The 12,194-nt window shown below is 67.5% G+C and carries 15 protein-coding genes; 9 read left to right on the top strand and 6 right to left on the bottom strand.

What is annotated here, in order from left to right; genetic code table 11:
- Window positions 1-41: 41 nt before the first annotated feature.
- The 4 genes from MUG95_RS09495 to msrA all read left to right on the top strand — a co-directional run bounded on the left by MUG95_RS09495 (window position 42) and on the right by msrA (window position 2,701).
- Complete coding sequence (locus MUG95_RS09495; protein WP_247005993.1) at window positions 42-641, top strand: GNAT family N-acetyltransferase; 600 nt, start codon at window positions 42-44, stop codon at window positions 639-641.
- Window positions 642-723: 82 nt separating this feature from the next.
- Window positions 724-1,431 (top strand): CDP-alcohol phosphatidyltransferase family protein, encoded by a 708-nt coding sequence (locus tag MUG95_RS09490; RefSeq protein ID WP_247005991.1) that lies wholly within the window; start codon window positions 724-726, stop codon window positions 1,429-1,431.
- Window positions 1,431-2,120, top strand: a complete 690-nt coding sequence (locus MUG95_RS09485; RefSeq protein ID WP_247005989.1) for a PHP domain-containing protein — start codon at window positions 1,431-1,433, stop codon at window positions 2,118-2,120. Before MUG95_RS09490 ends, MUG95_RS09485 begins: the two co-directional genes overlap by 1 nt.
- Before the next feature lie 41 nt (window positions 2,121-2,161).
- The gene (gene msrA, locus MUG95_RS09480; RefSeq protein WP_247005987.1) at window positions 2,162-2,701 is read left to right on the top strand and encodes a peptide-methionine (S)-S-oxide reductase MsrA; all 540 of its coding nucleotides are present in this window, start codon (window positions 2,162-2,164) and stop codon (window positions 2,699-2,701) included.
- A 39-nt stretch (window positions 2,702-2,740) separates the two neighbouring features.
- Here the strand turns inward: msrA and MUG95_RS09475 are convergent, their stop codons facing one another.
- Entirely contained in the window at window positions 2,741-4,180 is a 1,440-nt protein-coding gene (locus MUG95_RS09475; protein WP_247005985.1) for a BGTF surface domain-containing protein, read from the bottom strand.
- Window positions 4,181-4,222: 42 nt separating this feature from the next.
- A complete protein-coding gene (locus tag MUG95_RS09470) occupies window positions 4,223-4,684 on the bottom strand; it encodes a deoxyuridine 5'-triphosphate nucleotidohydrolase (RefSeq protein ID WP_247005983.1) in 462 nt (153 codons plus the stop codon).
- A 163-nt stretch (window positions 4,685-4,847) separates the two neighbouring features.
- On the opposite strand from MUG95_RS09470, the gene MUG95_RS09465 reads away from it, so the two are divergent.
- A complete protein-coding gene (locus MUG95_RS09465; protein ID WP_247005981.1) occupies window positions 4,848-6,818 on the top strand; it encodes an aconitate hydratase in 1,971 nt (656 codons plus the stop codon).
- A gap of 193 nt (window positions 6,819-7,011) precedes the next feature.
- Here MUG95_RS09465 and MUG95_RS09460 read toward each other — a convergent pair whose 3' ends face one another.
- Window positions 7,012-7,170, bottom strand: coding sequence for a hypothetical protein (locus tag MUG95_RS09460; protein ID WP_247005979.1), 159 nt, complete (start codon window positions 7,168-7,170; stop codon window positions 7,012-7,014).
- A gap of 239 nt (window positions 7,171-7,409) precedes the next feature.
- Window positions 7,410-8,666, bottom strand: coding sequence for an eIF2B alpha/beta/delta subunit family protein (locus MUG95_RS09455; protein WP_247005977.1), 1,257 nt, complete (start codon window positions 8,664-8,666; stop codon window positions 7,410-7,412).
- A 68-nt stretch (window positions 8,667-8,734) separates the two neighbouring features.
- On the opposite strand from MUG95_RS09455, the gene MUG95_RS09450 reads away from it, so the two are divergent.
- Window positions 8,735-9,229, top strand: a complete 495-nt coding sequence (locus MUG95_RS09450) for a metallophosphoesterase family protein (RefSeq protein WP_247005975.1) — start codon at window positions 8,735-8,737, stop codon at window positions 9,227-9,229.
- 45 nt (window positions 9,230-9,274) lie between these two features.
- On the opposite strand, the gene MUG95_RS09445 is transcribed toward MUG95_RS09450, so the two are convergent.
- On the bottom strand, window positions 9,275-9,652 hold the full coding sequence (locus MUG95_RS09445; protein ID WP_247005974.1) for a hypothetical protein: 378 nt from the start codon (window positions 9,650-9,652) through the stop codon (window positions 9,275-9,277).
- A gap of 270 nt (window positions 9,653-9,922) precedes the next feature.
- On the opposite strand from MUG95_RS09445, the gene MUG95_RS09440 reads away from it, so the two are divergent.
- Both MUG95_RS09440 and MUG95_RS09435 read left to right on the top strand, forming a co-directional pair.
- Window positions 9,923-10,675, top strand: coding sequence for a coenzyme F420-0:L-glutamate ligase (locus MUG95_RS09440; protein WP_247005972.1), 753 nt, complete (start codon window positions 9,923-9,925; stop codon window positions 10,673-10,675).
- The gene (locus MUG95_RS09435; protein ID WP_247005970.1) at window positions 10,672-11,652 is read left to right on the top strand and encodes a 5,10-methylenetetrahydromethanopterin reductase; all 981 of its coding nucleotides are present in this window, start codon (window positions 10,672-10,674) and stop codon (window positions 11,650-11,652) included. The genes MUG95_RS09440 and MUG95_RS09435 overlap by 4 nt, the downstream gene beginning before the upstream one ends.
- Here MUG95_RS09435 and MUG95_RS09430 read toward each other — a convergent pair.
- The gene (locus MUG95_RS09430; RefSeq protein ID WP_247005968.1) at window positions 11,609-11,815 is read right to left on the bottom strand and encodes a DUF8024 family protein; all 207 of its coding nucleotides are present in this window, start codon (window positions 11,813-11,815) and stop codon (window positions 11,609-11,611) included. The genes MUG95_RS09435 and MUG95_RS09430 overlap by 44 nt on opposite strands.
- 78 nt (window positions 11,816-11,893) lie before the next feature.
- Between MUG95_RS09430 and MUG95_RS09425 the strand changes: the two genes are divergently transcribed.
- Window positions 11,894-12,133: a DUF7573 domain-containing protein gene (locus MUG95_RS09425; RefSeq protein WP_247005966.1), complete on the top strand. Its 240-nt coding sequence runs from the start codon at window positions 11,894-11,896 to the stop codon at window positions 12,131-12,133.
- The last annotated feature ends 61 nt before the right edge of the window (window positions 12,134-12,194 follow it).

Below are 12,194 nucleotides of genomic sequence, written 5' to 3'. Positions count from 1 at the left end.
GGCTCGCAACCGCAATGTAGGGCGACGACGAACGTCGCCGTATGGCTCGCACGTCCCTGCTGGTTCGGTCGGGACTCTGGCGCGTGACCCGCCACGCGGCCGTCCGCCGGCTCGCCCACAGACTGGCCGACGCCGGTGTCTTCGTCGCACAGCTGGACCGGTTCGAGCGGGCGGCCGGCGATACCACGCCACAGTATCCCCAGGGCGTCCGCCTCGACATCGTGCCCGCCGACACGTGGGTACCGGACCGGTTGGCGGACGCACCGCTGTCACCCGAGGATGTCCTCGTACGCGCCGAGCGGGACGGTGAGGCAGTCGGGTACTGCTGTCTCAGCAATCGGCCGGTGTACGTGCCGGAACTCGACAGGCGAGTGGCGTTGTCCGGGGCGTACCTCTGGCGGCTCTTCGTCGTCCCCGCGGAACGGGAGTGCGGTATCGGGACGGCGATAATCGCACGGGCGGTGGCGGCCGCCGCCGACGAACTCGGTGCCGAACGCATCAGCGCGCTCGTCGCCCCGGACAACCTTCCGTCTCGGGCGGCCTTTCGCGGCCTCGGGTTTCGACCGACCGAACGGTTCAGCAGTGCCGGCATCGGTGGCTGGGAACGCCACCGCCACCGACACCTCACCCCCAGTGCGTAGCGGTCCGTGTAAATATAATCTTCTACATATATTTATATAATGGGGAATTATATATTTTCGGCCGGAACGAGCGAGTGAGGACATGTCCGACGAAACCAGTCCATCCGGATGGGCACTCCCCGAGGTAGTCGTCACGCAGATGGAACGCCGTTGGGACAGTTCAGTTGGAATGCAGTTGTTCGGGCGGTTGACGGGTGCCGACTACTTGAGTCTCGTCGCGTTGTTGTTCGCGTGGTCGAGTGCGGTGTTGTTCCTGCGCGGAGCAGTCGACGTGGCCGTGCTCGTGATGTTCGGTGCCTTCGTGTTCGACAAACTCGACGGGTACTACGCCCGTGCGAACGGCCTCTCGTCGCCGTTCGGGCGACAGGTCGACTCGTTCATCGACGTGTTCGCGTACCTCGTGACCGGGGCACTCCTCTATCACGTCGCGCTCTCGCCGTCCGTGTGGATGACCGTGTTCGTCGGGTTCGCCATCCTCGCGTTCGGCGGTCTCCGCCTCGTTCGACACGCGAGTGACGGCTTCGGTGAGTCCGAGGGAGAGAGCTACTACGTCGGGTTCACCGTCGTCCACGTCAACTTCGCCGTCCTGCTCACGTACTACCTCGACGTGTTCGTCGCCGCGTGGAACGGGTGGCTGGCTGCCGTACCCATCCTCCTCACCTGTCCGCTGATGGTCTCGGGATACAAGAGCTACAAGACGTGGACCGGCCACCTGCTCGCGGGCGGACTCGCGCTGACCGCGGCCGCCCTGAGCCTGTCGTTGGCACTCGGGTGGATTGGGGGCAGTTGATGACCGAGACAGCGACCATCCAACTCGACCCGCACGTCCACACGGGAGCCTCCTACGACGGGCACGGGTCCGTCCGCGAACTCCTCACGCACTGTCACAACGGTCCGCTCGACGCCGTTGCCATCACCGACCACGACACGACCGTCGCCGCGCGTGAAGCCGTCTCACTGCAGGAACGCTACGACGTGACCGTCGTCCCCGGCGTCGAGGTGTCGACGGCCGACGGGCACGTCCTCGGCATCGGAATCCGCGACCGGCCGCCGGTCGGTGAGCCGTTGGCCACGAGCGTCGCCCGCATCCGCAACCAGGGCGGCCTCGCAGTTGTTCCCCACCCCTTCCAACTCAGCCGTCACGGCGTCCGGAAGCGGGACCTCACGGCGTGTGATGGCATCGAAGTATTCAACGCGTGGTCGATGACCGGTATCCAGAACCGGCGGGCGAAACTGTTCGCCGCTCGCAACGATTATCCGCAACTCGGCGCGAGCGACGCCCACACGCCCGAGACGGTCGGTCGTGGCTGCACCGAGGTCGAACTACCGGACACGGCGGACGAACTCTCCGCCGACGCTATCCTCGACGCGCTCGCGGCGGGTCGGACGCGGCCGGTCGGGGAGTCTACCTCGGCGCGGCGGTACATCGGGAAGTACACGCGGTCGGTCGGACGGCAGGTCCTCGACCGCGTGGACTGAGCGGCGCGGCACTTAACGCCGTCCAGCCCCTACCGATGGGCATGACGGACGACCACGAACGGGCGACGCTCGCCGGTGGCTGTTTCTGGTGCATCGAGGCGGCACTCGAAGAACTCGACGGCGTCCACGAGGCCACGTCCGGCTACTGCGGCGGCCACGTCGAGGACCCGACCTACAGGCAGGTCTGTTCGGGGTCGACGGGCCACGCCGAGGCGGTGCAGGTAACCTACGACCCCGATATCGTGGCGTACGAGGACTTGCTCGAAGTGTTCTTCAGCATCCACACGCCCACGACCAAGGACAGGGAAGGGCCTGACGTGGGGAGCCAGTACCGCTCGGCCGTCTACTACCACGACGAAGCCCAACGCGAGACTGTCGAGGCGTTCGTCGACGAACTGGAGCGAGAGGGCGTCTACGACGACCCCATCGTGACCGAAGTCGAGCCGCTGGAGACGTTCTACGAGGCGGAGGCGAAGCATCAGAACTACTTCGAGAAACATCCGAACAAGCCCTACTGTGCGGCCAACGTCCGGCCGAAAGTCGAGAAGGTCCGCGAACAGTTCGCCACGCGGGCGAACTGAGTGAGCCGGGGACGAAGGCGGGCGGCGACCCGGGACCACTCACCGCCGCCCGAGGAGGAACAGGACGAGTGCCGCGAGGGCCGTCCCGACGCCGAAGCCCGGCCCACTCGTCGGCGTGACGACGACGGTGGTCTGTCCCCGGTCGGGTCGTGTGGGCGTCGCGGTGTCGGTGGCCGCAGTCGCCGTGTCGGTCGTCGTCTCGGTCTCTGGCATCGGCGTCGCGGTGCGTGTTCGAGTCGTCGTGTCGGGTGGCGGCGGGCCGACGTCGACGGTCGCCAGCGGCGGACCGGTGGGGTCGAACAGTCGGTCAGGGCCGTCGGCGTCGAGTCGCCCGTTCCCGTCGATGTCGAGATAAGCCTGCACCACGAGGCGGTCGGCGGACCGGTCCACCGGAATCAATCGTGTCTCGCTCTCCCCGGCACCGAACGAGCGAGCCGCGAGTATCTCGCCGTCCGTCGTGTTTCGCCTGACGACGAGGAATCCGGGGTGAGAGGACGTAGGGCTTCGGATTCGGAGGATGTCTCCCGGCGAAACCCGCGACGGGACGCGTGCGGTCGCACTGGGCGTCTCGATTCGCCCCGTCCGGCCGCCGAGCGTCCGGTCGCCACGGCGGACGACGACGGTCACGTTCGTCCCAGCCGGGGCATCCGAGAGGTCGAACGTGGCAGTAAACGTCGAATCGTCGTCGACCGTGGCTCGGCGCGTCTGGACGAACGAAGGGTCGCCGGTAGTCGTGAAGACGACAGAGAGGTTCGTGCCGGCGGGGAGCGTCGTCGTGCCGGACACTGACTGGCCTGCGCCCGCGAGAAACGATAACGGACCCTCTGTGGTGGGGGCGAGGGTCGCCGAAGGGTTTTCGAACCGGATATCCGTCCGTGCCGTGGTGCCCTCGTAGGTGAAGCGCAGTCGATACGATTCTGGCGGCTGGACGGACGCGGTACCGCCGTCGTCGGCGAGGCCGTTGCCGTTCCGGTCGTGCATCGCCGACAGGCGCGAAACGTTCACCGCCAACGCGACGATGTCGGCGTTCACTCGCACCGCCGTCGTCGCGGCACTGTCGGTGAGTGCAAGCGTCTTCGGTGTGTCGACCACCCCACTCTGTGACGAACGGAGTACGGCGCGGTCGCTCGCGAGCAGCGAGCGGAGACGTTCGCTCGTATCGTCACCGGACTGTCGGCTGACGGCCGTTTGGAGGTCGGGTGCCGACAGCAAGACGACGAGCGTCGCCCGGGGGTAGACCACCTCGGATTCCGTCGTGGACACGTTCTGTATTTCGTCCGCTGTCTCCGCTTCCCGTGCAGCGACGAACAACCGCTGTGGCCCGGTAAGTGTCGAGATGGAGACGTTCGTCGTCTGCTCGCTCGCGGCAGCGGTCGAGGCAGCACCGTCGTCCGTGACGGCCGCCACACTCCCGGCCGCCGCGCCACCGGCGACAGCACCGAGAACCACCAGACAGAGTACCCACCCGAACCGTGTCATCTCGGCTGATATTCCGGGAGCGAGTACTAGTGTTTGGCGGTACTACAAGTGTTCGCGCTGGTAGGAGCCGTCGTAGGTCCCGTCGTGGTCGGCCGCCGCGAGCGTGAGTTGGGCGATGCGCGCGCCGCGTTCGAGTTCGATGTCGTGGTGGACCTGCAACAGCCCCTCGCCGCGGCCCTCGTAGCCCGCGTCCCAGACGGCCGTGTTCAGCATACAGGAGTTGCGCAGGAGCGACGAGCGCGGGTAGAGGAAGCCGACGTGTTCGTCGGGTATCGCGATACGCTCGGCGTAGCGGACGACGTACCCACCGGGCGAGAGCGTGAACACGCCGTCCTCGGCGTCGAGTTCGCGGCGGGCACCGACTGTCTTGTCGCCGCGCTCGATGCGGCCCGGGTCAGTCTGCTCGAAGACGGTGCCCAGCGTGAGGTCGACGCCGTTCGGTTGAACCTGTGACTCGCGGAGGTCACCGAGGTGGTCGGCGACGAACGCGCCACTGCGGAACATGGCCGAGTGGCGGACCAGCGCGGGCAAAACCCTGCCGGTTCGACCGAGACCGGACCGATATGGAGCGATACGGAGGATGTCAAAGGTGTACTAGGGATGCAGTATACGTGCCCGGCGGAGACTCAAATGATTTATCACCGCGGACAGTCGAAGTGGGAACGTTATGGGACAGACGCTTACAGAAAAGATTCTCGACGACCACCTCGTCGACGGTGAACTCGAAACCGGCGAGGAGATTGGAATCGAGATCGACCAGGTGCTGACACAGGACACGACCGGGACGCTCGTATGGCTGCAGTTCGAGGCACTGGGGCTGGACGAGGTCCAGACGGAACTGGCGGCACAGTACTGTGACCACCAGACCTACCAGTTCGACTTCAAGAACACGGACGACCACCGCTTCCTCCGCTCTGCGGCAGGCACGTTCGGCGCGTACTTCTCGCGTCCGGGCAACGGTATCTGTCACAACGTCCACCGCGAGAACTTCGCCGCGCCCGGCAAGACGATGCTGGGGTCGGACTCCCACACCCCGACGCCCGGCGGACTCGGGGAACTCGCAATCGGTTCGGGTGGGCTGGACGTGGCCGTCGCCATGGGTGGCGGTGCCTACTACATCGAGATGCCGGAAGTCGTCAACGTCCGCCTCGAGGGCGAGCTCCCCGCGTGGGCGACGGCCAAAGACGTCATCCTCGAGATGCTGCGGCGTCTCTCGGTGAAGGGTGGCGTCGACAAGATTTTCGAGTACACCGGGCCAGGCGTCGAGACGCTGTCGGCACCGGAGCGCATGACTATCACGAACATGGGTACGGAACTCGGCGCGACGTCGAGTATCTTCCCCACCGACGAGCGCACGAAGGAGTACCTCGAGAAGGTCGGCCGGGCCGACGAGTTCGAGGAGGTCCAGCCCGACGAGGACGCCGAGTACGCGGACCAAGTCACGATCGACCTCTCGGAGCTTGAGCCACTCATCGCCGAGCCGTCGATGCCCGACAACGTTGTGCCGGTTCGTGAGGTCGCGGGTCAGGACGTCGACCAGGTCATCATCGGCTCCTGTACCAACGGCGGGTACGAGGACGTGCTGCCCGCGGCGAAGATGCTCGAGGGGCGTTCGATCCAGCGTGACATGGAGATGATCGTCGCGCCCGGCTCGAAGAAGGCCAGCGAGATGCTCGCCCGTGAGGGCTGGACGGCCGAGATGATGGCCGCCGGTGTCAACTACTCCGAGTCCACCTGTGGTGCCTGTATCGGTATCGGCCACGTGCCCGGGAGCGACTCCGTCTCGCTGCGGACGTTCAACCGCAACTTCGAGGGTCGCTCGGGTATCGAGGACGACAACGTCTACCTCTGTTCGCCGGAGGTCGCCACTGCGGCGGCCATCAAGGGCGAAATCGTCGACCCGCGTGACCTCGCCGACGAACTCGGCGACCTCGAAGACCCCGGGTTCGAACTGCCCGACGCCTACGAGGGTGCCGAGAACGACATCATCACGCCCGACGACCCCGTCGACGACAGCCTCGTCAAGGGGCCGAACATCGGCGACGTGCCGCTGAAGGACGAACTCGACGCCCACCTCGAAGGACCGGCCCTCCTGAAGATGGAGGACAACATCACGACCGACCACATCATCCCTGCCACGCAGGACATCCTGATGTACCGGTCGAACATCCCGAAGCTCTCGGAGTTCACGCTCTCGCGCGTCGACGAGGACTTCGCACAGCGCGCGCTCGACTCCGACGGCGGCTTCCTCGTCGCCGGCGAGAACTACGGACAGGGCTCCTCGCGTGAACACGCGGCCCTCTGTCCGATGTACCTCGGTGTCGAGGGCGTCCTCGCACAGAGCTTCGCCCGCATCCACAAGGCCAACCTGTTCAACTTCGGTCTCCTCCCGCTGGAAATCGACGAGGCCGACTACGAGAACATCGAACAGGGCGACGACATCGAAGTCGTCGACGACGTGGCCGAGGCCGTCCGCTCCGGGCAGGAAGAGTTCACCGTCCGCGTCAACGACGACTGGGAACTCACCGCGACGCTCGACGCCTCCGAGCGCGAACGCGAGATTCTGGCCGACGGTGGCAAGCTCTCGCACACGAAGAAGAAGGCAGACGACGGTAGCGGCGCGCCCGCAGACGACTAGAGGGAGGACGAGCGGAGCGAGTCCTCCAAACAGAGAGCGGGCCTCGCCCGCGAACCAGCGAGGCACGAGCACTGCGAGTGCCTCGGAACGGCGAACGGGGAGCGTAGCGGGTCGGTTCCCGCACTCGACCACTCACCTCGATTCTTTATCGACACGCCGCCATCGAGCGGCGACTGTACTCAAAAAACGTGCGTTAGACGACGCGACCAGTCCAGCGACAGCCGCGACAGTAGAGGAGTCCCTGTCCGTCGACGACGCGGCCCTCACAGTCCGGGCACGTCGAGCGATGCGTCACCACTCGCTCGCGGTCACGGTGCTGTGTCACTCCCCGAGAGTAGTGTTCGAGTACCATTCGAGCCCTCCGCTGCGCGTCTCCACCCGTAGACACGCTGGTCGGAGTTACGACGCTCTCGCACTTAGCCGTATCTCTACCTGTGACTCCGCCGACCCGACTGTCGTCTGACGGGACGGGCCGGTCACGAGTCGGAGAGGGCGGCTCGGGAAAAAACCTCGTCACACGGGGCTCGGTGGGGGTAACCCTCGTCACTGCCGCCCAGCGAGGGTAGACGGCGGCCGGATTTGGGTGTTGTGCTACCAGTCTCTGCGTGCCCGGTGTTGCTCGGCGACGGCCGCCACGTCGCTGGCGTCCAGCAGGCCGTCCTCGGTGATGACCCCTGCGAGCAGAGGGGCGGGCGTCACGTCGAACAGCGGGGCGTGAACCGACAGGTCGGCCGGGCCGTCGTACACGTCAGCGGAGTCGGCGGACTCGAAACGGGGGTCCGGGTCGGGGCTCACCTTGGCGGCAGCGGCGACGGCATAGACCGGCACACCCTCGTGGTCGGCGGCGAGGGCCACCGCCCGCGTTCCGGCCTTGTTGAGTACGCGCCCGTCCAGGAGGACCGTGTCGGCACCGACCAGCACGGCGTCGTAGGCGTCGGTCGCGAGTTCGTGGGCGAGCGCGGCGTCGGGACACAGCGTCACGTCGTGGTCGGGTGCGAGTCGTTCCGCGACGCCGACGCCCTCGCCGCCGGGCCGGGACTCGGCGACCAGCACGGACTCGGGGTCGGCAAGCGCGAGTGCCCGCTCGACGGTCCCCGACCGAGAGAGCGTGACGAGTCGGTCGCCGCCGACAATCGTGGCGGCCGTCTCGGCCGCGGCGTCGTCGGCGTCGAGCGCGGTTTCGATGGCCGCACTCGCGGCGCGTTCGACGGCGCGCGGCGTCCGGTCCGTGGCCGCCGCCATCGCGCGGTTGACGCGGTTCCCGAGGGCCGTCATCGTCGGCCGGGCCGCCCGGAGTTCGCGGGCCGTCTCTGCGATTGCCGCCCAGTCACCGCCGCGCTCGGTCGCGAGTCCGGCCTCGTCCCGCAAGACTTCGAGGGCGCGGACCGAGATGTAGGCGGACCCGTGGGTGCGGTCGGCCGCAACCGACTCGGCCGTCGGCCGCACGCGGTCGTAAGAGGTCCAGAGGTCCGGCACCGTCTCGCGGCGGAGGATGGCCGTCGGGGACACCCACTCGACGGCCGCCGTCTCCTCGTTGGTGGTCACGTCGCGCGAGTTACAGTCGAACAGGAAGGGGTGGACGAGCCACTCCCGGCCGAGTTCGGCGTCGGTCACGGTGAACGGGTCGCCACGGCGGACGAGCGAACACGCGTCGGCCAGTCCCGTCTCCTCGCTGATTTCGGCGCGTGCGGCGGCCTCGGGGGTCCGGTCCCGGCCCGCGTCGTCGGCGACGTGGCCCGCGACGCCGCCCCACCGTCCGGTGTACGAACCGACGGCCTCGCTCCGTCGGAGGAGGAGAACGTCGCCCCGGTGGCGGAGGAAGCAGGTGACGACGTGCGTCTCGGTCATAGCGGGCGTGGGTGCGGCGCGGAGATAAGTCCCCGGACGGTTTGTCGGTGGGGACCCAACCGGCTCGCATGGATGTCGCACTCGTCAGTGATACGCACGTGCCGTCGCGGGCACCCGAGATACCGAGGTGGGTGCGCGAACGCGTCCGGGCGGCGGACCACACCATCCACGCGGGAGATTTCGACTCCGCCCCCGCGCTCGCCACGTTCGAGGACGTGGCGACCGACCTGACTGCGGTCGGCGGAAACACCGACTACGGACTGGGCCTGCCACGCGTCGCGACAGTCGAACTCGGCGGCGTGGAGTTCGTCGTGACCCACGGCGACGGCGGTCCCCCGGGCTACGAACAGCGGGTGGCCGAGACCGTTCGTGAACACGCCGGCGACGGGCTGACCGTCGGTGTCGCCGGGCACACGCACGAGGTCCTCGACACGACAGTCGGGGGCGTGCGACTGCTCAATCCCGGCACGGCGACCGGTGCGGGGCCGGCGACGCGCGTGTCGATGTTGACTGTACGAGTCACGGACGGGACGCTCACGGTCGAACTGCACGAAGGGGAATAGAGCGTGAATGGGGTGGGGAAAGGGGGTGGTGTTGGGGGAGGTGCGTCAGGCGGTACTGGCGCGCGGTCCTCGGTCGGTGGCGTGCCAGAGGCCGACCGGAATCAACAGGTCCACTGGTGCCACGAACAGCACGTAGAACAGCGCGAAGTCGTCCATCCCGGCCAGCAACAGGACGGGCACGAACAGGACGCGGGCAACCGACAGCACGACGACGGTTTGCCACAGCGTGACGAGTTCCTCCAGCGCGTAGGCCAGCAGGCCGAGGTTCAGTGGCACGAGCCACGCGAGCGGGAGGACAGACTCGGCGCGGTTCAGCATGTACCACGCCTCCGCGGTGAACACGTACGCCACCGGAAGCAGTGTGACCGGGAGCCGCCCCGGCACACACTGCCGAACCCGAGCAACCGTTGACACCTGAAGCACCTCTACCCCTCAATCGGGCCTAAACCCACTTGTACCGACTGCCTTATTTGATAGGTCACGGCCACCGAGTCACCGTCTTTTATATGTCGATAATAAAAACTGCCGTCGTCTTCCGGCCGTATGTAAATTGATAGGTGAGGCGTCCGTGTGGGTCGTCGTCAACGCCAGCAGTGTCACGACGACCCCGCCCGGGTGCCGGCTAAAGTTGCCGGTGTTCGCCGTCCTTGCTCGTAACGCGGCGTTTTTCCCGAGGCATCGCCCAGTGCGGGTATGGAGGTTTTCGCGGTTCCGGGGCTGCCGGAGATTCGGCCGGGCGACGATGTCGGCGCGCTCGTCGCCGAGCAGGTCGACCTCCGACCGGACGACGTGGTGCTCGTCGCGAGTACCGTCGTCTCGAAGGCGGCAGGGCGGCAGGCGGACCTGACGGCGTTCCCGGCGGGCGAACGCGCCCGTGCCATCGCGCGCCGCATCGAAGACGCGACCGGCGAGTCCAAGGACCCGCGGTTCGCGCAGGCAGTCCTCGACGAGAGCGAGGAACTGCTGCTCGAGTGTCCGTTCCTGCTCGCGGTCACGCGGTTCGGGCACATCACTGTGAACGCGGGCATCGACCGCTCGAACGTTCCGGACGCGGACCTGCTCTTGCTCCCCGAGGACCCCACGGCGAGTGCCGAGCGACTCCACGCGGCACTGGGCGTGCCGGTAATCGTCACCGACACGTCGGGGCGGCCGTTCCGCCACGGCCAGCGTGGCGTGGCACTCGGATGGGCCGGGATGCCCGCGAGCAGGGACTGGCGCGGTGAGTCCGACCGGGACGGCCGGGAACTCGGCGTGACCGTCGAGGCGGTGGTGGACGAACTCGCGGCGGCGGGCAACCTCGTGACCGGCGAGGGCGCGGGCGGGACGCCCGTGGCAGTCGTCCGCGACTGGTCGTTCGGCGACCACGACGGCAGCGACGAACTCTTCCGGGACCCGGAGACCGACTACGTGCGGCAGGCACTGCGGAACTGGACTGACGACTCATGAACGCGATAGAACTCACCCCCGAACATCCGATAGCCGAGGTTACCGACTTCGCAGTGACGGCCGAGACGGTCGGCTTCGACACCGTCTTCGCCGCCTGTCACTACTTCAACCGTGACCCCTTCGTCGCGCTCTCGCGCATCGCCGCGGCTACCGACGACGTGGCACTGGGTCCGGCGGCGGCGAACCCCTACGAGACACACCCCGTTCCGCTCGCCTCCCGAGTGGCGACGATACAGGAAGTCAGCGACGGGCGCGCCGTGATGGGCATCGGGCCGGGCGACCGCTCGACGCTCTCGGCGTTGGGCGTCGACCGCGAGAAACCCCTCCGGCGCGTGCTGGAGTCGTTCAAGGTCGCACAGGACCTCTGGGACGGCGAGGCGGTGGACGCCGACGGCACCTTCCGGGCCGACGGTGCGGAACTGGAGTACGACGTGCCCGGGACGGTCCCGGTGTACGTCGGTGCCCAAGGGCCACACATGATACGGATGAGCGCGAAACACGCCGACGGCGTCCTCTACAACGGGTCACACCCCCGCGACTTCGAGTGGGCGGCCGACCAAGTCGAACAGGGGTTGGCCGACCGACCGGCCGAACGGGGCGAGTTCGACTTCGCCGCCTACGCGAGCGTCAGTGTCGCCGAGGACGGCGAGGCGGCCCGGGAGGCCGCCCGCCCGCCGGTTGCGTTCATCGTCGGCGGGGCCGCCCCCCCGGTACTCGACCGGCACGATATCGACCACGAGCGTGCCGAGGCCGTCGGGTCGGCCATCGAGGCGGGCGAGTTCACCGAGGCGTTCGGCCTCGTGACGGCGGAGATGCTGGAGGCGTTCTCCATCGCGGGGACGCCGGACGCGGTAGAAGAGCAGATGGCGGCAGTCTTGGAGTACGCCGACAGTTTCGTCGTGGGCGCGCCGCTCGGCCCGGATATCGAGCAGGCTATCGAGCTCGCTGGGGCGGCTCTCGACTCCGCTCGGGCGTAACGAGGTCGACGGCGGCACCGAGGGCCAGATACGCGAACGCCCCGACGGAGACGGCGATGAACAGCGACCCGAAGGCGAGCGAGACGGCACTCAGTGGGTCGCTCAGTGCGATGTTCGTGAACTGCGTAATCATCTCGGTGATGTTCCCGATGACGTCAACCATATCCGCGCTTACGGCCGCCGGTACTTGTGTCTCGTGGTTCCCCGTCACCTCTAAGAGCCGCGACACCCGACCACCACCATGGACGACGCCTCGCTGGACGAATTTCTCGACGACGCGGACAGCGGCGACGGGGCCGACGCGGTCGAGGACGCCCCGGGCGCGACAGTCGAGAGTGCGGACCCCGCCGTCGACCCCGCGACGACGACCTACGCGTGGTCGGCGTCGGCCGTGACCTGCGACGCCTGCGGGACCGACACCGACCGCCGCTGGCACGACGGCGACGGTCGACTCGTCTGCCCGGACTGCAAGGACTGGTAACAACCCACACAATCCGCACAATTAGGTAATCCCGGCCCGTAGAGGGGGTGTGACCGAGCGC

Source organism: Halorientalis litorea (genome assembly GCF_023028225.1).
GTDB classification, from domain to species: Archaea; Halobacteriota; Halobacteria; order Halobacteriales; family Haloarculaceae; genus Halorientalis; species Halorientalis litorea.
This window is presented reverse-complemented; position numbering and strand designations above follow the sequence as displayed.

What these genes read in the sequence shown, in the direction of transcription:
- MUG95_RS09495 (WP_247005993.1), top strand. Translation starts at nt 42, where the DNA reads ATGGCTCGCACGTCCCTGCTGGTTCGGTCGGGACTCTGGCGCGTGACC.
- MUG95_RS09490 (WP_247005991.1), top strand. Translation starts at nt 724, where the DNA reads ATGTCCGACGAAACCAGTCCATCCGGATGGGCACTCCCCGAGGTAGTC.
- MUG95_RS09485 (WP_247005989.1), top strand. Translation starts at nt 1,431, where the DNA reads ATGACCGAGACAGCGACCATCCAACTCGACCCGCACGTCCACACGGGA.
- msrA (WP_247005987.1), top strand. Translation starts at nt 2,162, where the DNA reads ATGACGGACGACCACGAACGGGCGACGCTCGCCGGTGGCTGTTTCTGG.
- MUG95_RS09475 (WP_247005985.1), bottom strand. Translation starts at nt 4,180, where the DNA reads ATGACACGGTTCGGGTGGGTACTCTGTCTGGTGGTTCTCGGTGCTGTC.
- MUG95_RS09470 (WP_247005983.1), bottom strand. Translation starts at nt 4,684, where the DNA reads ATGTTCCGCAGTGGCGCGTTCGTCGCCGACCACCTCGGTGACCTCCGC.
- MUG95_RS09465 (WP_247005981.1), top strand. Translation starts at nt 4,848, where the DNA reads ATGGGACAGACGCTTACAGAAAAGATTCTCGACGACCACCTCGTCGAC.
- MUG95_RS09460 (WP_247005979.1), bottom strand. Translation starts at nt 7,170, where the DNA reads ATGGTACTCGAACACTACTCTCGGGGAGTGACACAGCACCGTGACCGC.
- MUG95_RS09455 (WP_247005977.1), bottom strand. Translation starts at nt 8,666, where the DNA reads ATGACCGAGACGCACGTCGTCACCTGCTTCCTCCGCCACCGGGGCGAC.
- MUG95_RS09450 (WP_247005975.1), top strand. Translation starts at nt 8,735, where the DNA reads ATGGATGTCGCACTCGTCAGTGATACGCACGTGCCGTCGCGGGCACCC.
- MUG95_RS09440 (WP_247005972.1), top strand. Translation starts at nt 9,923, where the DNA reads ATGGAGGTTTTCGCGGTTCCGGGGCTGCCGGAGATTCGGCCGGGCGAC.
- MUG95_RS09435 (WP_247005970.1), top strand. Translation starts at nt 10,672, where the DNA reads ATGAACGCGATAGAACTCACCCCCGAACATCCGATAGCCGAGGTTACC.
- MUG95_RS09430 (WP_247005968.1), bottom strand. Translation starts at nt 11,815, where the DNA reads ATGGTTGACGTCATCGGGAACATCACCGAGATGATTACGCAGTTCACG.
- MUG95_RS09425 (WP_247005966.1), top strand. Translation starts at nt 11,894, where the DNA reads ATGGACGACGCCTCGCTGGACGAATTTCTCGACGACGCGGACAGCGGC.